Source organism: Allopusillimonas ginsengisoli (assembly GCF_004153455.1).
Taxonomy (GTDB): Bacteria; Pseudomonadota; Gammaproteobacteria; order Burkholderiales; family Burkholderiaceae_B; genus Allopusillimonas; species Allopusillimonas ginsengisoli.
The window spans coordinates 585378-605529 of sequence record NZ_SDQE01000001.1 but is presented as its reverse complement, the minus strand read 5'-3'; the positions used below and the strand labels follow the sequence as shown (position 1 = coordinate 605529).

General features: G+C 58.7%; 17 protein-coding genes and 1 pseudogene. 8 read left to right on the top strand and 10 right to left on the bottom strand.

The features are described from left to right. Positions 1-6: 6 nt before the first annotated feature. Together ybaK and xerD are read right to left on the bottom strand one after the other, a co-directional pair. A complete protein-coding gene (gene ybaK, locus ERE07_RS03085) occupies positions 7-501 on the bottom strand; it encodes a Cys-tRNA(Pro) deacylase (protein ID WP_130007326.1) in 495 nt (164 codons plus the stop codon). A gap of 15 nt (positions 502-516) precedes the next feature. After that, positions 517-1416: a site-specific tyrosine recombinase XerD gene (gene xerD / locus ERE07_RS03080; protein WP_130007325.1), complete on the bottom strand. Its 900-nt coding sequence runs from the start codon at positions 1414-1416 to the stop codon at positions 517-519. A 287-nt stretch (positions 1417-1703) separates the two neighbouring features. On the opposite strand from xerD, the gene modA reads away from it, so the two are divergent. From modA to ERE07_RS03065, 3 genes are all read left to right on the top strand, one after another. Continuing rightward, a complete protein-coding gene (gene modA / locus ERE07_RS03075) occupies positions 1704-2459 on the top strand; it encodes a molybdate ABC transporter substrate-binding protein (RefSeq protein ID WP_130007324.1) in 756 nt (251 codons plus the stop codon). A gap of 91 nt (positions 2460-2550) precedes the next feature. Further along, positions 2551-3240: a molybdate ABC transporter permease subunit gene (modB, locus tag ERE07_RS03070; RefSeq protein WP_130007323.1), complete on the top strand. Its 690-nt coding sequence runs from the start codon at positions 2551-2553 to the stop codon at positions 3238-3240. Next, a complete protein-coding gene (locus tag ERE07_RS03065; protein ID WP_130007322.1) occupies positions 3237-3980 on the top strand; it encodes an ATP-binding cassette domain-containing protein in 744 nt (247 codons plus the stop codon). The genes modB and ERE07_RS03065 overlap by 4 nt, the downstream gene beginning before the upstream one ends. A gap of 148 nt (positions 3981-4128) precedes the next feature. Here the strand turns inward: ERE07_RS03065 and ERE07_RS03060 are convergent, their stop codons facing one another. The 3 genes from ERE07_RS03060 to ERE07_RS03050 form a co-directional block, all read right to left on the bottom strand. Continuing rightward, positions 4129-4926 (bottom strand): DUF899 domain-containing protein, encoded by a 798-nt coding sequence (locus ERE07_RS03060; protein WP_245153373.1) that lies wholly within the window; start codon positions 4924-4926, stop codon positions 4129-4131. 212 nt (positions 4927-5138) lie between these two features. Then, a complete protein-coding gene (locus ERE07_RS03055) occupies positions 5139-5822 on the bottom strand; it encodes a hypothetical protein (protein ID WP_130007321.1) in 684 nt (227 codons plus the stop codon). Continuing rightward, complete coding sequence (locus ERE07_RS03050) at positions 5819-6340, bottom strand: hypothetical protein (RefSeq protein WP_130007320.1); 522 nt, start codon at positions 6338-6340, stop codon at positions 5819-5821. The genes ERE07_RS03055 and ERE07_RS03050 overlap by 4 nt, the downstream gene beginning before the upstream one ends. 204 nt (positions 6341-6544) lie before the next feature. Here ERE07_RS03050 and ERE07_RS03045 point away from each other — a divergent pair, with 204 nt between their 5' ends. The 3 genes from ERE07_RS03045 (at position 6545) to ERE07_RS03035 (ending at position 9784) form a co-directional block, all read left to right on the top strand. Further along, on the top strand, positions 6545-7327 hold the full coding sequence (locus tag ERE07_RS03045; protein WP_130007319.1) for a hypothetical protein: 783 nt from the start codon (positions 6545-6547) through the stop codon (positions 7325-7327). 363 nt (positions 7328-7690) lie between these two features. After that, positions 7691-8740: an aminotransferase class V-fold PLP-dependent enzyme gene (locus ERE07_RS03040; RefSeq protein WP_130007318.1), complete on the top strand. Its 1050-nt coding sequence runs from the start codon at positions 7691-7693 to the stop codon at positions 8738-8740. 117 nt (positions 8741-8857) lie between these two features. After that, positions 8858-9784 carry an Rpn family recombination-promoting nuclease/putative transposase gene (locus tag ERE07_RS03035; protein WP_130007317.1) on the top strand — a complete coding sequence of 309 codons (927 nt, stop codon included), beginning with the start codon at positions 8858-8860 and terminating at the stop codon, positions 9782-9784. Between the two features lie 47 nt (positions 9785-9831). Here the strand turns inward: ERE07_RS03035 and ERE07_RS03030 are convergent, their stop codons facing one another. Then, a complete protein-coding gene (locus ERE07_RS03030) occupies positions 9832-10665 on the bottom strand; it encodes a TOBE domain-containing protein (RefSeq protein WP_130007316.1) in 834 nt (277 codons plus the stop codon). Between the two features lie 130 nt (positions 10666-10795). On the opposite strand from ERE07_RS03030, the gene ERE07_RS21935 reads away from it, so the two are divergent. Together ERE07_RS21935 and ERE07_RS03015 are read left to right on the top strand one after the other, a co-directional pair. After that, positions 10796-13579, top strand: coding sequence for a PD-(D/E)XK nuclease family protein (locus ERE07_RS21935; RefSeq protein WP_245153371.1), 2784 nt, complete (start codon positions 10796-10798; stop codon positions 13577-13579). After that, the gene (locus ERE07_RS03015) at positions 13566-17258 is read left to right on the top strand and encodes a UvrD-helicase domain-containing protein (RefSeq protein WP_130007315.1); all 3693 of its coding nucleotides are present in this window, start codon (positions 13566-13568) and stop codon (positions 17256-17258) included. The genes ERE07_RS21935 and ERE07_RS03015 overlap by 14 nt, the downstream gene beginning before the upstream one ends. Here the strand turns inward: ERE07_RS03015 and ERE07_RS03010 are convergent. From ERE07_RS03010 to ERE07_RS02995, 4 genes and pseudogenes are all read right to left on the bottom strand, one after another. Next, entirely contained in the window at positions 17234-17890 is a 657-nt protein-coding gene (locus tag ERE07_RS03010) for a pseudouridine synthase (protein WP_209021066.1), read from the bottom strand. The two genes, ERE07_RS03015 and ERE07_RS03010, sit on opposite strands and share 25 nt — an antisense overlap. A gap of 70 nt (positions 17891-17960) precedes the next feature. Next, a complete protein-coding gene (locus tag ERE07_RS03005; RefSeq protein WP_167670708.1) occupies positions 17961-19352 on the bottom strand; it encodes a type II toxin-antitoxin system HipA family toxin in 1392 nt (463 codons plus the stop codon). Further along, a complete protein-coding gene (locus ERE07_RS03000; protein WP_130007312.1) occupies positions 19345-19632 on the bottom strand; it encodes a helix-turn-helix domain-containing protein in 288 nt (95 codons plus the stop codon). The genes ERE07_RS03005 and ERE07_RS03000 overlap by 8 nt, the downstream gene beginning before the upstream one ends. A gap of 175 nt (positions 19633-19807) precedes the next feature. Next, positions 19808-20010, bottom strand: a pseudogene (locus tag ERE07_RS02995) (DDE-type integrase/transposase/recombinase); the annotation flags it as partial. Positions 20011-20152 lie beyond the last annotated feature (142 nt).

Sequence of the window (20152 nt, the reverse complement as noted above, 5' to 3'; positions counted from 1 at the left end):
AGGATTTCAATCCTTTCCCAACCCGACATTCACTTCCTTCGCGCCCAGCAGCCTGACGAGCTCGCTGGGCGCGATGCCGATCAGGTAGCCGCGTCGCCCGCCATTTACGTAAATGGTGCGGTAGGGCAACAGGCTGGCCTCTATCCATACAGGCATTTTCTTGCGGGTTGCCAGGGGTGACGTGCCGCCCACCAGGTAGCCGGAGTGCTTTTGCGCGGTTTCAGGGGTACATGGCGCAACGCGCTTGGCGCCGGTCTGGCGGGCCAGGTTTTTGGTGGATACTTCTCTGTCCCCGTGCATGACCACGACCAGCGGTTTGGCGTTCTCGTCTTCCATGATCAGTGTTTTGGCGACTTGGTGCAGGTTTAGTCCGAGCTGATGCGCGGCTTCGGTGGCACCGCCGTGGTCCACGTAATCGTATGGGTGTTCGGTGTAGGCCACTTTGCTTTTCTTGAGCAACTGGGTGGCGGGGGTTTCGGAAACGTGTTTTTCTTTGCTCATGGATGGGGCGGGCGCTCAGGCGCGTGGGTGGTGTTTGGCGTGCAGGGCCTTGAGCCGCTCGCGCGCAACGTGGGTATAGATCTGGGTGGTTGAGATATCGGCATGGCCGAGCAGCATCTGCACCACGCGCAAGTCGGCGCCGTGGTTGAGCAGATGGGTGGCGAAAGCATGGCGCAGAATGTGAGGCGACAGGGGTACGTGGATGTCGGCCAGGGCTGCGTACTTCTTGACGATCAGCCAGAAGGATTGCCGCGTCATCGCGGCGCCTCGCGCGGTAATGAAGAGGGCGTCGCAGCGCCGTGCGCCCAACAGCGCGGGCCGGGCGGTTTGCATGTAGCGCTCTATCCAGTGTTGGGCCTCGGCGCCCAGCGGCACGAGCCTGTCTTTGCCGCCTTTGCCCATGGTGACGCGTACGACGCCTTCCGTCAGGCTGACGTCCAGCAGGCCCAGGGTGATGAGTTCGCTAACGCGCAGGCCGGTGGCGTAGAGGGTTTCGAGCATGGCCCGGTCGCGCAGGCCCAGCGTGCTGTCCTTGTCGGGGGCTTGCAGCAGGTCGTCCACCTGGTTTTCGGACAAGGTTTTGGGAAAGCGAGCAGGCTGTTTGGCGGTATGCAGGGTGAGACAAGGATCTTGCTGCACCAGGCCATGGCGCAACGCCCACAGATAGTAGCGACGCAGGGACGCCAGGCGGCGGTTGGCGGTAGTGGCTTTGCTGACGGCGTGGCGGGCGGCAAACCATTCCTGGATATCGGCGGCGTCGGCTTGTTCCAGGGATTTGGATAGTTTGCCATGCAGCCATTGCGCAAAGGCGGTGAGGTCGCGCCGGTAAGCGGCCAGTGTGTTGGCGGCCAAGCCATCTTCCAGCCAGACGGCGTCCAGGAATTGGTCGATGGAGGCGGGCGGCGTATAGGGCACTGGCGATTTTCTGCAGTATGAATGTTGTTATCGATGTTAGCGCATCTGGTCGCTGGCGATGCCTTCGCCCTGCTGTTTGGATCAAATATTAGGGCACAGTGGGGCGGCAACAGCACGCGCCATCCATTCGTGCCGGGTGATAGTCGACATTTCTGCGGCGGTTTCGTTTGACTAAGCGATATATAGGTATATATATTACGTTTTTACGCTAAGTGTTAGACGATCTTGCCGCGCCGCAGCGCCTGAAGCGCTTGCCGGTCGCACCACCCGATCAGGAGAAGGAAGGAATGATGACGAAGAAATGGCTTGCTGCAGCGATTTTTGCGGCGATGGGTTTGCATGGGCAGGCCTCCGCAGAGGATTTGGTGGTGGCGGCGGCTTCCAGCCTGACCAATGCGTTTACCGAGATTGGGGAGCAGTTCCAGAAGGATAATCCGGGCGCTAAGGTGCTGAATACCTTTTCGGCGTCGGGCAAGCTGGCTGCGCAGGTTGTTGAGGGCGCGCCGATTGATGTGTTTGCATCGGCGGATCAGAAAGCGATGGACAAGGCCCTGGACGGTGGTTCGATTGATGCCGCATCGCGCAAGGATTTCGTGCGCAATCAGGTGGTGTTGATCGTGCCTGCCCAGGATCCGCTGAATATCAAGTCTGTAAAGGACTTGGGGTCGGACAAGGTCACGCGCGTGGCCTTTGGCAATCCGGCGTCGGTGCCGGTGGGCCGTTATACTCAGGCCTCGCTTGAGCAGTCTGGCGATTGGGCAGGCGTGGAGAAACGCCAGGTATTGGGGCAAAATGTGCGTCAGGTGCTGGATTACGTCGCGCGCGGCGAGGTAGACGCCGGGTTTGTGTTTGCGACCGATGCGGCGATCAAACCTGATGAGGTGAAGGTGGTGCAAAAGCTGGAGTCGCCGGTGCCCGTGTTGTATCCGATTGCGCTGGTCAAGCGGGGCGGACGCAGCTCGCTGGCCGGGAAGTATCTGGATTTCATCCACTCCGATCAGGGGCAGGAGATTCTGGCAAAGTACGGCTTTGACAAGCCCTGAGCGGGTGTTTGAGGCCAGCCGGCCGCCGCCAGGCTGTTCAGTAGGTGTTTTATAAGGTTCGCCACGGGCAATTGTCCGTGGCATTTCGTTTATGACAGGTTTGTGGGTTCCGCTGCTGTTGTCCTTGAAGGTTGCCGGGTGGGCAACGCTGTTTGCGGCGGTGCTGGGTATTGTCATTGCCTATGGGCTGGCGCGCTGGCAGTCGCGCTGGAGCGATGTGATCGACTCCATTCTGACGCTGCCTATGGTGTTGCCGCCGACGGTAATGGGGTATTACTTGCTGGTCCTGTTGGGCAGGCGTGGATGGCTGGGACAATGGCTCAAGGGGTTCGGAATTGAGCTGGTGTTTACGTGGCAAGGTGCGGTGATTGCCGCCACGGTGGTGGCGTTCCCCATGGTATTGAAGGCGGCGCGCGCGGCGTTCGAAGATGTGGATCAGTCCCTGGAAAATGGGGCGCGCGTGCTGGGGCTGGGGTCGTGGGCGATTTTTTTTCGCGTTACCTTGCCGCTGGCGATGCGCGGCATTCTTGCCGGGGTGTTGCTGGCCTTTGCGCGAGCGCTGGGTGAGTTCGGCGCAACACTGATGGTGGCAGGCAGTATCCCGGGGCGTACGCAAACGTTATCCATTGCGATTTACGAAGCAGTGCAGGCGGGCGACGATGCGCTGGCCAATACCCTGGTGCTGGTAACCTCGATAACCTGTGTGGCGGTGCTGTTGATTGCAAGCGTATTGGTGCCGCGTCGGGCGCGCATGAAGGGGCTGCAGGAGTTCGGACCATGATAGATCTGGAGATTTACCGCGAGGTCAGTGCGGGAGCAAGATCCTTCACGCTGGATGTGGCGTTGAAGTCGGATGCGCGGCGGATTGCGCTGTTTGGTCCTTCGGGGGCGGGCAAGTCGCTGACGATACGGGCAATCGCAGGCTTGCTGCGGCCTCAGCGCGGCCATATCGTGGTCAATGGCGCAACGCTTTACGATGAGTCTGGCGGCATTTACTTATCACCGCAGGCGCGCAGGTTGGGGTATTTGCAGCAGGATTATGGTCTTTTCCCACATCTGACGGTGGCGCAGAATATTGGTTTTGGACTGACCCGGGGGCTGTTGAACCCGGCTCGGCGGCGTGATCTGCCGGCCTCTGCCCAGCGCTGGGTGGATGCGTTTGAGTTGCGGGCAATATTGGGCAGTTATCCGTCGGAGATTTCCGGTGGGCAGCGGCAGCGCGTGGCGCTGGCGCGGGCATTGTCGGTCAATCCGCGCTTGTTGTTGCTGGATGAGCCCCTGGCGGCCCTGGATGTAGGCCTGCGCAGGCGTATGCGCGAGGAGCTGGCGGGGCTGCAGGCTCAACTGGATATTCCCACCATTCTCATTACTCACGATCCACAGGATGTGCTCGTGCTGGCGGATCATGTTTTTCAGATACGTGACGGTGGCATTGTGGGTGATTGTAAGCCCGCTGAACTGGTGGCACAGCAGACGTCTGCCTGGGAGTCCTGCGAAGGGCCGGTGCCTATGATGGCGTGAGGGATGTTCCCATTCACGTACACTGCTATGAAATATGGATAGTTGTTATGGGCTAACGCAGGCCGCGCTGGCCAGGCGTCTTCTTCTTCTTTTTCCGGCGCTGATACGGACTGGTAAGAAGGGGCGCCTGGTAAATGCTGCAAGGGCGCTAGAGGTGATGCTTCCCTAGCAAAGATTGATTCATGGCTGCGTCCCCCGCATCTGACACCTCGACCCATTTTGGGTCAGGGGCGGCGCCTGGGACATAGCTGTCGTGCCAGTTCCACCATTTATAGGGCGGCGTTTGTGGATAGCCTTTCGGCGAGTCTTCCCAGGTTTCCTGCCGACCCAGTGGGGTAATGTCCAGGTAATTCCAGGTCCCGCCCATCTGTTCATCGCCCCGATTATTGAGAAAATAGGTTCGGAATATCTGGCCGCCATCTCGATAAAAGACATTTGTGCCGTGCCATTCATCCACACCGAAATCAGTATCGAAGCTGTCTGTGATGGTGAACCATGGGATATCCCAGCCCATGCGTGCTTTCAGGCGGGCAATGTCGGCTTGGGGCGCGCGCGACAGGAACACAAGGCTGGTATCTCGGGCGTTGAGATGGGCAAGATGCGCCACCTGATCCGCCACCATTGAGCAGCCCCGGCAGGCATGCTCGGGCCAGCCATATACGCCAGGCTCGAAAAAAGCCCGGTAAACAATCAGTTGATGCCTGCCGTCGAACAGATCCGGCAGGCTAAGCGTTCCATTGGAACCTTCGAATGCATAGGCCTTATCCACCCGCATCCACGGCATCCGACGCCGCCTGGCCGCCAGCGCATCTTTGGCGCGGGTCATCGCCTTTTCCTCCACAAGCAGCTTTTGCCGCGCAGCTTCCCACGCCTCGGGAGACACGACCGGCGGAGTGTCCATGGCGGATGCGGCATCGTCGGTTTGAAGATCTTTCTCTTGCGTCATCGCTTTCTACCTCCGGAGGCGGCACAAGCCCGGTCGTACACGACGCGATCCATGCCGTCAGTTCGTTAGTGATGCTCAGGAAGTAGTGTTGCAGCAAACGGGCAGGCGGGGGAGTAAAAATTGTGACGCGATTTGAGACCGGGCCAAGTGTAGAGAGTGGGGCTCTTCCAGGATGTTGGCCCTGCTTCGCGGTCGCGTGCAGCACCGTGTGTTCAAAAACCAGCCAACTGTTGCAGGCGTTCCAGGACGAGCATATGACGAGCGTTTGATTGATTTGGCGATATCAGCCATGGCAGCCGCTCAATGAACGTTGCGTTGGCCAAGAGTGCTTCAAATTCATCTTGCAGAAAGCTGCGCAATTTGGTGTCAGACTGGATCACTTCTTGAATGATGGATGCGCGTCCGTCAATGACCGTTACGATATCTTCCATGTCATGATGCATGAAGTCTCCATTTCCGCGTGAGGCGAAAGCTTCAAGTTTGGTCGCTAAAAAGTAGGGGGCGGAAATAACATTTGCGTGCTTGCCACTTGGCAAACGCATATTGTTTGAGGATTGTGCTGCCGGAGCGTACCAAGTATTCGTAAATCCGAGGATGGCTTCGTCTGCAGGTACGACATCAATGATTATGGAATCTTTGATCCAGCGACAGATTACGTCACCCTGATCTTCCCTGAAGCCGCGCTCTTTCAGACGAGCGCACAACGCGTAGTAGTCGGAGAGTGGCGTTGCTTCGGTAAGCATATCGACATCTGTCGTTGGCCGGATGGACGTGACGGCGGGCTCGGTGACGAGCAACCCGACAGCACATCCACCTATGAGCAGGAAGTCGTCTGCTAGCTTCCCCAATGCCTCCACGGCTGCTTCCACTGCTGTCAAGTTAGGATCAAAACTCATAGGAGTGCACTTTTGATAAAGTTAATCCCCGCCTCGCGTTCGCGTGCAGCACCGCAACGGATGGCGTCGAACGCAGCAAGGATGTGGTAGAGCCCGTTGTCTTCCCTGCAGGCATCGGGAGCATTTGGATATAACGGCGCGATCGATTGCCCGAGTACAGAACCTTCGGGATATGGCCAGACGGTGGGCAACATGCCGGCCTGCAGGAATTGGTCATACAGTGGCGGCGCGGACGCCCCAGTTGGCATACCTCTGATTACCGCGCCAGGCTTGGCCGGGAAAGCGTATGAGGCGCCATACATAAGAAACTCCAGCAGTGCCGTGCGATTGGCCCGGACTGCTGTTCCATCTTGCAATAGCAATCTGGACAGGAGCGCCCGTTTGGAGGCGCCATGTGCTTCTGAGGCTGACATATGCAATGCCTGACCAAGCTGGGCGAAAGTAAAGGGCATGTCATGATGGATGGCGAACTGGATCGCGACGACAAGGTCCTGCGGGCGCAGCAAAAGCTGTTTCATGGATGGCTCGACTGTGGTATTCGTTATTCGCGAATATCGTACGATATTGTTTTTTCATCGTCAATATCTCGGATTCGCGATTAGTGAATGGATTGGTTATGCTAAATTATAAGTTTACGAATGATGAATTAACGCTTCGCCTTGGCTATATTCGAGTTAAAATTAATTAAACTCAGTTTAATTTCGGATGCGGAAAGTATAACCATGGAAGTAAACTCATCCCGTAAAAGAAGCCCGCGAGCGCCTTCTATCTCGCTGGAGGAGGCCGTTGATCGAGTTCGCAATGTGTATGACGTCGAGGGTTCGCGCGCTGCTCCGACGGAAGCTGTTGCGCAGCACATGGGGTACAAAGGAGCCAATAACGGGGCGGCGCTGCAAGCACTGGCAAGTGCAAAGTATTTTGGGTTGCTGGAAAAGCCAGAGGATGGGCGTATTCGCGTGACGGAAGGGTTTGAGCAATTCTTGCTCGCACGCGAAGAGGTGCAACGCAAGTCGCGGCTTGTGCAATTTTTGCGCAATCCTCCGCTCTATGCAGAGTTGCTGGCCAGATATAAAAAGCTCACGACGTCGACTGACGCCCTGAGATCAGACCTTATCAAACGGGGGTTCAACCCCATCGCTGCCGAGGTTGCTTTGGCGGCGTTTCTGAAGTCAGTCGAGTACGCGGATTACAGCAGCAACAACGGCGCATCCTCTGACGTCGTTACGCTTTCGACAGATCTCACAGTCAATTCCGACAACGGCGTGACGGCCGCAACGGCGCTCAGTGACGACGCCTCTGGGCGGACGTCGCTGGCAGCGGGCGCCTTCGCTTCACTTTCTCCAGTACCGACACCATTGTGGTTGGATGCCGGCATGGACAGCATTCCCGTCAGACTGCCAGGAGGTCGAAAGGCTTGGTTGGCAATTCCTACCCCTTTTTATGCAGACGACAAGCAGCGCCTAAAAGCGCAGATCGATTTGCTGCTGACCCAGGAGCAGGGTTAGGGCCGGCTGGTATGCAGAGCAAAGTAATACCGGTCCTGACTACAGCATAGCGGCCACCCAAGCGAGAAGGTCAGTTTGAACTTATGCGCGGCATAACAGCTTGTGCCGCGCAGACCTTCGCAATATAGTGCCCTCTTGTACGCGTATTACATGTTGAGGGGTGATTGACTTGAGTACGATTTCGAATATAGCGTCTACCCTTACCGGCGGCGACGGGGTTGATGCGTCTTTTGATACAGATGCTCTTGCTGCAGCGGCTCGTGCGAGGTTTCCTGTGTTGGAAAGACTCACTTATCTCAGCGTTTGCGAGAAAGGAATTATTTCTCGTGATACGCGCGCCGCAGTCGATACTATCTGGATCTAATGGAGGCCGCGGGGGCGTCTAGGTCGGAGCATGAAGAGCAGGTATTTCAGGCAAGGGAAAAATTCGCCCGGCTTATCAATGCAGACCCGGTGGAGATTGCCTTTTCGCGCAATGTGTCGGATGGGGTCAACTGTATCGCCAATGCCTTCGACTGGCGGGAAGGCGATAACGTTGTACTGACCGCTGAGCTAGAACATCCCAACAATTTATACCCCTGGCGGCATCTGGAAAGGCGTGGTGTCGTCTTGCGCATGGTTGAGCCTCGAAATGGCGCAATTGACGCTCAGGCAATGATTGATGCAATTGATGAAAGAACGAAGATCGTGACGGCAGCTTCAGTGAACTTTGCGCCCGGCACCAGAACCGATCTGCGTGCCATAGGTGCTGTGACTCGCGCACGAGGGGTATGTTTCTTGGTCGATGCTGTTCAGTCAGCAGGCATCCTGAGTCTGGATGCCAACACAGATTTGTTTGACTGTTTGGCTACCTCCACAAGCAAAGGGCTGTTGGGCCTGTATGGATCCGGCTTTCTGTACTGCCGAAAGAGTCTGGCAGAGCGTCTTCAGCCAGCCTATTTGTCTCGTACCGGTGTCGACATGGCGACCGGCCAGCATTCCGAGGGAGGTCTGGGGGACTATCGCTTGGCCGTCGGCGCACATCGCTTTGAGTTGGGTAGTTATCCGTTGGCGGGAGCATACGCGGCAAACGCATCGCTGGACATGCTGCTTTCAATTGGCAAAGAAGTTATCGAGCCGCATGTACTGGCGCTCGCGCGCAGCTTTGCGGTGGGCCTCAGTCAGCGCGGCCTGAATGTTTCAGTGATGCCGGACTCTCCTCATCTATCCCATATAGTCACCGTCGGCGCGCTGGGAAAAGGCGGCCATGATTTTTCGGACGATGAGGCCATCAACCGATTGGCGGCCTACCTTCGTAGCGAGCAGGTTGCATTTTCGATCCGAAAGGGGCAACTGCGGTTCGCCTTCCATATCTATAACAACGACGCGGATGTGAGTCGCGTCTTTGAACTAATCGATTTCTACCGAGATTAGAAGGGCTGTTGACCATTCCTGTACGACACTTTCCGCCCACTCGGGCAAGTTTGCCCAATTTTCTTCGTAGTTCACCTGTCCTACATTGCATGCTTTCGAATCCGATGACTTGCAGACATGCCGTCCGCCTTTCCGACCCCAGTGGCCGATATCCCCAAGGAGCCCGCGCCTCGCCTGTCTCTATGCAATGACGTGGTTTTTAAGACACTGTTCGCCAACCACCTTCCGCTGCTGACGGACCTGATCAACGCTGTGTTGTATCCCGCGTCGCCCATCGTGGTGCAGCGCGTGTTGAATCCACATATCCTGCCGGCCGATTTAACGGGCAAAAACGTTGTGCTGGACATTCTGGCCGAAGATGCTCAGGGCCAGCGGGTGGGCGTGGAAATGCAGTTGCGACGTTATTTGCATTGGCCTCAGCGCAATATCTACGGCGTAGCGCGCACCCTGGCCGGCCAATTGCAGGCGGGCCAGGACTACCAGCAGCTCAAACCGGCCATCGGCATCAGCCTGCTGGTCCACGATCTGTTTGACAAACACCCTTACCAGGCCAGCTGGCGCTTTACGCTGCGCGACCAGAAGCGCCCGCGGGTGCAATTGGACCCTGCGCTGCAAGTGCATATAATCGAGTTACGCAAGGCTGAAAGGCTACGCAAGTTACCCGCGCCACTGCGTGCCTGGATTGCCTGCCTGTTGCACAATCTGAACGAGGCTGCCATGAATGCCATTACCTATCCGCCCGTTAAGGAAGCGCTCAAGTGTCTGGAGACGATGTGCTCCGATGAGGAATTACGCCTAGCCGCCGAACGCCGCGAGCAGGCGTTAGTTGATGTCAAGGATATGATCGACTGCGCCCTCCATGATGGCGAGCGGATCGGGTTGCAGAAGGGCATGCGGCAAACGCTTTTAAGTCAGTTGGCACGCAAGTTTGGCCACCTGCCGCAGCCCTTCAAAGCGCGGCTTGAGCACGCCGATGTACAGCAACTGCATGCATGGTCGTTAAACTTGTTGGACGCCAAGCGGATCGAAGACATCTTTGCCTAGAGCCGCACGCAGAGTTGTCCTCGACCGCGAAGTAGCGGCAGGCAATATCAATCCGTCACGCCCAACATCACGCTGGATGCCTTGAAGATGGCATAGACCTCGTCGCCAGCCTTGAGGGCGAGCTTGGACAGGCTTTCCATGGTGAGCACGGCGACCAGCACCTGGCCGGACGGCAATTCGATGCGTGCCTCGGCGTTGACTGCGCCTTCCTTGACTTCGCTGATGCGCCCGGCCAACTGGTTGCGGGCAGACAATTTGATGCCGTCGTCAGATTTGCCGACGATGATGGAAGAGGCCTTGATAAAGGCGAGGGCGCGACGGCCGGGTTCCAGGTCGAGGCTGCGGGCGCTTTCGCTGGTGATGTTGGCAACGATGTCCAGCCCGGGTGCGATATTAAGAATGATCTCGTCGTTGACAGCGCCGTGTTTGACGCTGGCAACGGTGCCGGAAAGATTATTGCGTGCGGATGTCTGGATCATGATGTGTTGTATGAGCTCTAGATTGTGGGTAGGCACGCTGCCACTGTGTGCCAGTTGCGCTAAAAAACGCTGGTGTTCGCGGTTGAGTCTGTCGAACAGATTCAGCAGCTCGACGGCCCGTTCGCTGAGGGTGGCCCCGCCGCCATGCCTGCCGCCCGTGGTGCGCATGACCAGGGGCTCGCCGGCGAGATTGTTCATTGTATCGACCGCATCCCAGGCGGCTTTGTAGCTCAGACCCACTTTACGCGCCGCAGCGCTGATCGAGCCTTCTTGTGCGATGGCGCCCAGCAGTGCCATGCGGCGCTGGCTGCCCCAGTTCTGCTCGCCTGTGCGAAATGCAATGGAGCCAGTCAGCTCAATGGCTGGCGTCTCGTTGGCGGAGGTGGATTTAATATCAGACATAACGCCGAGTTTAAGCGCTTACGACTGCTTAGGGAATGATGCATTCTACGGTCAGTCGTAGTTCCTTGGCTTTCAGGATGGCGATCAGCATAAGACCAAAGTCCGCCCACCTTCTAGGTAGAATGACCCCTTGTCTATATTTACCTCTGCCGTGATGGAAAACTTTCCCTCCATAAGGTTGGACGCGTTGACTGGGCTGAAAGCCCGGGATGTGCTGGTGCTCACCGTCAATAACCGTTACGCCCGCCGGGTGCTGGCGGAGCTGTCAGCGCGGCTGAGCGCGGATCGTAGGGTGATGGCGGTGCCGGATATTGTGCCGCTATCGGGCTGGCTTGCGCGGCTGGCCGATGAGCTGGCTTTCGTGCCGGAGTCCGGGCAGGCTATGCGTACAGTGGATGGCTTTGGCGTGCAGTTGTTGTGGCGGCAGGCAATTGGAGAGGCGGAACCCGACCATCCGCTGCTGGATATCGCCCAGGCGGCGCGGCTTGCGGCAGAGGCGGATCGACTGCTTGACGACTGGCGCATCCAGGTCAGGCCGGAGCAACAGACCAGCGACTACCAAAGCTTCTTGCTGTGGCGAGAGCGCTACCGTGATCATCTCGTTGCCATGGACCTGGAGGACAGCAATCAGGCGTATGAGCGCGTTTGCGAGTGTGTATGCGATGGAACACTGTCCTTGCCGTTTAAAACGCTGGTGCTGGCGGGTTTTAACGAAGTGTCGCCGCGGCTGGCCGGTGTATTGGAGGCGCTGCGCGATCAGGGCGTGCAGATAGTAGCGCTGGAACGGCCGGCGCAGGCGGCGGGCGAGGTGTTCCGTATAGAGGCCGATGATCCGGATACAGAATGGCGGCTGGCGGCGCAATGGGCAGCGCGGCAGTTAAAGGCTAATCCCAATGGCAGTTACGCTATCGTCGCGTCTCGGCTGGAGGCAGACGTGGCGCTGGCGCATCGCAGTTTGCGGGCGGCGCTGGGCGAAGCAACGCCGTACAACGTTGCGGTTGCCCGCCCTATGGCGGAGTGGCCGCTGGTGCGCGCTGCGCTGGCATGGCTGACCGTGATGGCAGGGGTGTCGCGCGGCAGGTCTCTTGCGCCTGCGGATCTGGGTGCGGCGCTGTTGGCAGGCGGTTGCGCAGGGGGCGCAGTAGAGGCGCCCGGTCGCGCGGCCATCGACGCCTATTGGCGCCGCCGCCGGATTATGTCGGTGTCAGACGCTGACTTCAGTGAATTGTTGCGGCGCATGGCGCCCCAGTTGGGTCAGGCCTGGCAAGGCTGCATCGAGGCGATGCGCGATGATCACGGCACGGCAACGGCAGAGGTCTGGTCCCGTCGTTTCCGGCATTGGCTGGAGGCGCTGGGTTTTCCGGGACAAGAGATACTGGACAGCCATGCGTATCAGGTGGTAGAGGCGCTGGACCGTTTGCTGGATGTGATGGCGCGTCTTACTTTCGTGGCGGGTTCGCTCAGTTTTGCGGGTGCGGTCGGGTTGTTGCGCCGGTTGGCGAACGAAACCCCTTTCCAGCCGCAGCGGGATCCCGCTTCCCGGCTGGATGTGTTGGGTTTTCTGGAATCCGAGGGAGGGCGTTGGGACGGAATTTGGGTGCTGGGGCTTACCGACGAGGTGCTGCCCGCACCGCCCAAGCCGAATCCGTTTATTCCGCTGTTGGCGCAGCGCGAGGCGGGCGCGCCGCGCGCCACCCCTGAGCGCGAGCTGCGATGGGCGCAGACGCTCTATGCCTCACTACTGGAATGTGCACCGCAGGTCGTATTGAGCCATCCGCGTTTCGAGGGCGAGCGGTTGCTCCGGCCCAGCCCGTGTATTGCGGCGGTACCGGTGGTGGATGCGTTGAGAGGTGAGCAAATCGGCGCGGGCGGTGCGGCGGCCGATCATGCTGTCGGGGGTGGTCGCGCGGAACAAGGCAGTTTAATGACGAAGCAGGGTGATTCCCAGGCGATGGGTCGTCAAGACAGGCAATGCCCTGCCGATATTCTGGAATACCTGGTCGATGATCAAGGCCCGCCCTTGGAACCTGGCGCGGAAACGCGCGGTGGCATAGGCGTGATCGATACTCAGGCACGCAATCCCTTGTGGGCTTTTGCCAAGTACCGCCTGGGCGCAAGTGCCTTGCCCCCCTATGCAGAACTATTTGACCAGAACGCGCGCGGCGAACTGCTGCACCGGGCGATCGAAATCGTCTGGCGCATGATCCCGGATCAGGAGGCATTGCGCAGTCTGGATCAGGCCGGTCATCTCGACAGCCTGGTCAGCGAAGCGGTACAGCAGGCGGCCGATGAGTTCCTGGGCGATTACGGCGATACGCTGCGTGGCCTGGAGATGCGGCGCGCAGAGATTGTGCTCCGTGATTGGCTGGCGGCGGAACTGCAGCGCGCGCCGTTTGCAGTCAAGGATGTTGAGCAGAAGTACGACTGGCGGTATGGCGCGCTGTCTCTGAGCCTGCGGCTGGACCGCATCGACACGCTGGAGGATGGCCGGCTGGCAGTGATCGATTACAAGTCTGGCAGCGGCCGTATCGATCCAAAATCTGATTGGATGCGGGTGCGCCCGGTAAGCCTGCAGCTTCCTTTTTATGCGTCTGTATTGGCCGAGCATAGCAATCAAGTGGGTGCGCTGGTGTTGGCCCGCTTGCATGCGCGCGAGATTCAGATGCGTGGCCTGGCGGACGGCGAGTACGGTTTTGATGGCGTGGCCGCGCTGGATGACTGGCCAGTCTTTGCAGGGCGACAGTGGGAAGACGTCATGCAGCAATGGCGACGCACCATTGAGCAACTGGCCCAGGAATATGCGTCGGGCGTGGCGCGAAACGAATATTTGCGCCTGGACGACATCCGCTATTGCGATGCCCTGCCTTTCCTGAGGTTAACCGAGGAATATCCGAGTGACGATGCGAGAGCCTAGTGACAGTGCGGTACGCGCTGCGGCGATAGATCCGAGCCAGTCTTTTTTGATCCAGGCGCCCGCGGGATCGGGCAAGACAGAATTGCTGACGGATCGCATTCTGGCCTTGCTGGCGACGGTGAACCGGCCAGAGGAGATCGTGGCGATTACTTTTACGCGCAAGGCGGCGTCCGAGATGCATGCGCGGGTGTTGGGCAAGCTGCGCGACGGAAAAGGGCCGCGGCCTGAGGCGCCACACAAGCAGCGCGGTTGGGCCTTGGCCCGCCAGGCACTGGCCCGCGACGAGCAATTGGGCTGGAACTTGCTGGATTATCCGGCACGCTTGGGCATACGCACCATCGATTCCTTTTGCGCGTATCTGGTGCGGGCCATGCCGTGGATGAGCGGTCTGGGCGGGATGCCTTCAATTACCGATAATCCCGGTGAGCACTATGAGGCTGCGGCGCAGGCAACACTGGCCATGGCAGACGAAAACGAGGCGGTGGCCGAGTTGATCGCGCATCTGGATGTGGACGTCAACATTGCACGGGATTTGCTGGCCGGTATGCTGGCCAGCCGGGACCAGTGGCTGCCGCTGCTGGGGCGGGGGGCCGACAACGAACAGTTGCTGGAGAGCCTGGCGCGTGCGGTGGAGGAAGATCTGCGCCGTTTGGGTGGCGCCATGCCGGTGGGTTGGGCGTCTGCGCTTGCTCCCTGCTTGCGTCAAGCCGCGGAAACCTTGGCGGCCAGCGGGGCTGAGCCGGATAGTCCTCTGTTGGACTGGGACGGACAGCCTTTTGATATAGATATGGACTGCCTGCCGCAGTGGCAGGCTTTGGCGCAGGCCTTGTTGACGGCCAAGGGCACATTGCGGCGCACGGTCAACAAGAATCAAGGTTTTGAGGCGGGTAGCCAGCACAAAAAGGATTTTCTTGCGTGGCTGGCGTCGGTGCCTGAGAATGAAGCGTGGGTAGGCATTCTGCACGACATCCGCAGCGCGCCTTGTGGGGGCTATACAGAAGCGCAGCAGCGGGTGTTGGCCGTGCTGCTCGAGGTGTTGTGGCTGGCTGCGGCCCAGCTCAAGCTGCGTTTCGCCGAGGCGGCTGAGGTGGACTTCACTGAAATTTCGCAGCGTGCCATTGAGGCGCTGGGCCGGGTGGACGACCCCAGCGATCTGTTGTTGTCGCTGGACAGCGCCATTCGTCATATTCTGGTGGATGAATTCCAGGACACCAGCCAGACCCAGATCCGATTGCTGGAATTGCTGACGGCGGGCTGGATGGATGGTGATGGACATACGCTGTTTCTGGTGGGCGATCCCATGCAGTCCATTTATCGCTTCCGCAAGGCCGACGTGGGTGGGTTTTTGAATGTGCGTGATCACGGGCTGGGCGAGGTTCGGCTGACGGCGCTCGAACTTAAAGAAAACTTCCGTTCCCAGGGCAATCTGGTTGAATGGGTGAATGCGACTTGCCAGCCGATTTTTCCCCGCGAGAATCACCCCGGCCTGGGGGCGATCCGTTATACGCGATCCGTGCCGTTCAACGAGGCGGTCGAGGGCGTGACCACGCAGTTTCATCCTGTGTGGGTGCGCAAAGAAGAGGAGGGCGATGAGGAGCACGAGGGCGATTTTGCCGCAACGATGAAACCTGCAGGTACAAGTGACCTGGCGGTGAATGCTGACCGCGCCGGTAGCGGTGCTGAAGCACAGGGGGGCCCTACGTCGTCCGCCCCAGGTGCCCCTGCGGCGTCTGGGCAGACGCTGCCGTTGACAGAAAGCGATGCGGATACATTGGTTGTACGTCTGGCCAGGCAGGCGTTGGACGAGCATCCCGACAGCGAGCATCCCGTTGCCATTCTGGTGCGTGCTCGAAGCCATCTGGGTGAAGTCGTACATTGTCTGACTGCTGCCGGCGTACCGTGCCGGGCGGTGGAATTGGTCACGCTGCAATCGCGGCAGGTCGTGATTGATCTTGCCCAGCTCGCGCGTGCGCTGTCGCATCCCGCCGATCGGCTGGCCTGGCTGTCTGTGCTGCGCTCGCCGCTGTGCGGCTTGACACTGTCCAGCCTGCATGCCCTGTGCGGTGCGGATTTGTTGACGCCGATTCCCCGGCTGCTGACTGCCTGGTTAAGCGGGAATGCAAGGCAACGCGAGGGAGATAATGTGGATGAGGTCTGGCTTCCGTCGGATAAGGGGCCTTTGCCGCCCGACGAAGCCCGTCGCCTGCGGCTGGCCGCTGCTGTGCTGTTGGACGACAGCAATGCCGCCGGCTCTGTGCCCTTTGCCGCCTGGCTGGAGCGCTGCTGGCAGCGCCTGGGCGGTCCAGCGGTGTATTACCGGAATCCTAGTGATGCGGCCGATGCAGAGCGCCTGTTCCGACTGATCGAAGACATTGCGCCCTATGGGCAATTGGACCCTGTCGATCTGGAACAACGCCTGGAGAAGCTGTTCGCTGCGCCGGAAAGCAGCGAACGTGCGGTAGAGGTGATGACTTTGCACAAATCCAAGGGCTTGGAGTTCGAAACGGTGATCATGACCGGCCTGCATCGCCGTCCACGTGCCGACACGCCGCCCTTGATGTACTTCGAACCGCATGGCGACGAATTGCTGTTGGGGCCCATCAAGCATCGCGTGACCGCCGAGCCTGACCCGGTCACCGTTTATCTGGCCGAGCGCGAGAAAAAGCGCGCGGCTTACGAGACGGACCGCCTGCTGTACGTTGGTCTGACGCGTGCTCGGCATCAACTGCATCTGGTCGGCGAGGTTGTACTGGCTGAGGACATGAAACCCAAGAAGCCCGCAGGCACTTCGCTGTTGGGGCGTTTGTGGGATCAGTTGATCGTGCCCGAGGTGCCTGACATCGGTGTGGCGTCGAAGACGATTTCATTGGGCAACGCGGCGACGCGGGCGGTGGCAGGAGCAGGCGCGGATGCGCAATCTGTTGATGGCTCGCAGCGCGGCCTTTTGGGCAGGCCCACTGGCCGTTTTCTGGTTCGCCGGCGGCTGGATGCCTTGCCTCCGGAACCGGAATTCGGCATACAGGAAAGCCCAGGGTCGTCGACAGCAGGGGGCGCAGGTTCAGTTGCCCCTCGCGCTGCGCACGGATCACCCGCCTCGCCTGTCGCCGCCGCCCGCCGCCCAGCCGGCGCCGCCATCTGGCAATGGCGCGAAGCATCTGGCGACGAAGCTGTCATCGGTACGGTCGCCCACGCCTGGCTGGAGCGCATCGGCAAGGAGGGCGCTGATGCCTGGACTGCCGCCCGCATTGACGACTGCCTGCCCGTGTTTCGCCGCCAGCTTGCACGCGCTGGCTTACCCGATACCAGTCTGGATCACGCCACCGAAGCCTTGCGCGATACGCTGGCTTCCACGCTTGCCAGCGAGCGCGGCCAGTGGCTATTGCGCGTGGCCCAGGCTCATCGCGAATGGACACTGCTGGATATCAGCGGTCGTGTGTCCGTCATCGATTTGGCCATCTCCCAGGAAAACGACTGGCTGGTTGTGGACTACAAGACTGGCAAGCCTCATTCGGGCGAGTCCGCCGACGCCTACGCGGCCCGCATGCGTGAGCGCTATCGCGAGCAGATCGAACGCTATTGCGCACACGTGACGGCCCTTGACGGGCGCCCCGCGCGCGGCGCGCTGTATTTTCCGAGGGCGGATATCTGGGTGGATTATCCGGTGCAGGGGGTGGGGTGATCGCTTGGCAGCGGAATGTTTGGCGGAACGTCACGCCATTGGCCCGGCAGTAGATCGTCCAGTGCCCAAGGCCCGACCTGTACTCTTACCAATCTCAGCGTAGGAAGCCCCACGGCGGCGGTCATGCGCCGCACCTGGCGGTTGCGCCCTTCATGGATGGTCAGCGCTATCCATGCGGTCGGTATATGCTGGCGAAAGCGTACAGGCGGCGTGCGCGGCCACAAATTCGGTGGCGTAATGTCAGTGACGTCACTGGCTGCCGCGCGGCCATCCTTGAGCATTACACCCTTCCGCAACTGCTGTAATTGCTGCGCCGTGGGTTCGCCTTCCACCTGTAACCAGTACGTTTTCGCCATCTTGTGCCTGGGGTCGGCGATGCTGGCCTGAAGCTGGCCGTCGTTGGTCAGCAACAGCAGACCTTCGCTATCCCGGTCCAATCTTCCAGCGGGGTATACGTCTGGCACGTTGACGAAATCTTTGAGCGTACTGCGGCCCTGCTCGTCAGTGAACTGCGGCAATACATCGTACGGTTTGTTCAGCAGAATGAGGCGCGGCTCATCGGGCGGCGGCTTCGCATCGCGACGGGCGTAAGACATGCCGCGGGGCCTTGCAGCCTTGGTCGTTGTGTTCATGACATTCATCGATAGAGATCTGCTGTGCTGCACTTTTCTCAAGCTAGACGCTTTAAAGTGAGCAAGCTAGTTATCCGGCCATCTTGGGCCGGCTGGTGCCCACATATTCCAAAGAGGCAGGTAGCACGTAATCGGGCCCCATCCCAAGCGTATAGCGCATGCCGATGTCCCAGGCTTTGAGCATACGCTCTCCACATGCCAGATTAAATTCTGGATAGTGCTCGCAGAAGTAGTGTAATTCCAGCGCAGCCACTTCGATGCCGGTTGCGATGTCTTCCAGGACGCGATGGACTTCCTTGCCGGTCATTTTGCATGTGATGCGGCCAAACTTGACGAGCGCATCTCGTTTTGGAAAGCGCTTGGAGCCGCCAAGCGTTAGCGCGAGCTGGTCCGAATCCAGGTAGGCCCTGGTGCAACATACATCGTATACGGGCGCGAGGCGTGGCGTTATGGTTGGATCTTCGTAGAGTAGGCCAAAGTTCTTCAGGTGCGCATCGCCATTGCCGACGGCGCAAGATAGCGCGATGGATTTGAATACCTCGACCATCAGCGCGCGCCGCTCCTGGGGCGCTAGCATTGCCGCCATGGTCTTGACCATTTCTTCATAGCTGCCTTTGTACTTATCGTGTGCGGTCAATGCACTTAGGCTGGCCATGTCTTCGAATCCGATAGGGTGGCCCGTTTGCTCATCCAGGTCAAAACGCTTGATGGCCAGCACCTGTCCATCGTCCGAGAGTTCGGCGTGGGCTGTGGCCAGGCCGCTCATTTTTGACGCATACAGACACAGGTATTCATTGATCGCCAGGCTTGGGAAGTCCCGCCCGGCCGCCTTCAGGATATAGCCATCCTGTTGGAGTGTCAGGCGGTGGCGTCCAGAAATGTTCTGTTGATCTAACGTCTCATCAGACTGCTTGTCGCTAAAGAGAACCTTGGGCTGCACGCCGCTTACCCCGGAATGGTGCGCCATCTTTTCAAACAGTTCTTCCAGCAACTGCTGCGAGTCCGTAGTTGCCAATACCTCTTTTAGCGAGGGTACGACTGGTCTTTTGCCATCTGGGCTTTGGCCATGAGGTACAACGCGAATTCTGCCGATGGTTCTATTTCCAGCCAAATGGAGCAGTTCAAAATCGCCCATGTCGGTAATGACCTTCAAATAGCGATTAACCAGGTAAGCGCGCAGCGCCCCTTCCGGAATGTTCTGATCGAACACTGGCGGCAGATTTCCGACCATGCCGGCCACTTTAGGCTCATAGGATGCGCGCCGAATCGGCATGATGAGCGAAACCGCATCGGCGTCGTTCAGACCGTCCAGATAATGAAACGCCACCTTGGCCTGATAGGCTCTGCCGTTTTCTCGAAAGCGCTCGAGAACCCCTACCTTGCGAAGACCCAAATGGTCATCCACCCAGACATCAAGCAAATCGGATATGGCCGGTTGGGTTTGTTCAGTGTCATTAGCCACGGTATCGACTCCTGGTTCGAGGCGCATCGTCCTGTTCGCGCTTATTCTGCAGTTCATCCATCGTGGGGCGATAGTCCATGCTGGGCGTAAAATTCATATCGAACTGCACAGCTTCCAATATGCGCAGCAACCGGTTCACGCCCAGCTCGGGCAAGTGGCCGTTTTCCAGCGCGCTAAGCGTGGCTCTGGATACCCCGGCCTGCTCGGCCAGTTGCATTTGATTCAATCCGCATTGCACACGCCTTGCCTTGATGAGTGCCCCAATTTCCATCATGTCCATATCAATATCCTGTAAAGTATATTGGATATTTTGATATGTATTCCCCTGTTTGTAAATTATATTAGACAATAAAAGAGACAAACTCCGATTTGTAATGTCTAGTTTATTGGACAAAACATAATCTAAATAAAAATATGTCCAGTAAACTGGATCAATTCGGATGAAGGGAGAGCCTATGGTGTATCAGACCATCGGTTTGCTGAGGCTGACGGTCATACAGCGCCTGATCCAGGGCATCGAGCACGAAGTCCGTATCATGGAACTGCTGACACGCCAGCCGACAATGCGCCGGGCAAACCCATCGATGACGAAGGACACATGCAGCCAGCCTTGCCAGGTCGACACGTAAGTGGAGTCCGACACCCAAAGTTGATTGGGGTGAACTGACTCCCAGAAGTCGGACATCTGGGGGAAATACATGCAGGAGAGGTGACCTGCCCCCGGAAATTGGACGGTTTAAAACTGGAGAGGGGTTGCCTCTTTGGGCTTCAAACTGAAGGTCGTTCAGCGCTTCTTATCA